The 354-nt window shown below is 46.9% G+C and carries 1 protein-coding gene; it reads right to left on the bottom strand.

Going from position 1 to position 354, the window contains the following annotated elements; all coding sequences use genetic code 11:
* Positions 1-354, bottom strand: a 354-nt coding sequence (locus EWU23_RS13785; protein WP_166233191.1) for a hypothetical protein, incomplete at both ends; no start/stop codon positions are given.

Genomic DNA, 354 nt, shown 5'->3' with positions numbered 1-354 from the left:
CAATCCCACTAGCATTGGTTGTTGAAGTAGCAGAAGCAAAACTACCATTGGCGTTGGACTTAGTCCAAGTAACGGTTTGTCCCGAAGTAGCAACTGGATTGTCATTGGCATCGGCTAACTGAGCCGAGATAGTTACGGTAGCACCCGCCACAGGAGAAGAAGATGAAGAAGTAACGATGTACTTACTAGCAGCCCCAGCCACGGTGGTGATAGTTCCTGATGTTCCTGAAATGGCCGAAGTAGTAGCTGTCACAGTTGTAGCAGTAGCAACCACAGTATGTGTAGTAAATACAACTGTAGCAATCCCACTAGCATTGGTGGTTGAAGTAGCAGTTGCAAAACTACCGTTAGCGT

Source organism: Aquirufa beregesia (genome assembly GCF_011090385.1).
In the GTDB taxonomy this organism is placed as follows: domain Bacteria; phylum Bacteroidota; class Bacteroidia; order Cytophagales; family Spirosomataceae; genus Aquirufa; species Aquirufa beregesia.
The sequence above is the reverse complement of the archived record's forward strand: the minus strand, read 5'-3'. Positions and strand labels throughout refer to the sequence as shown.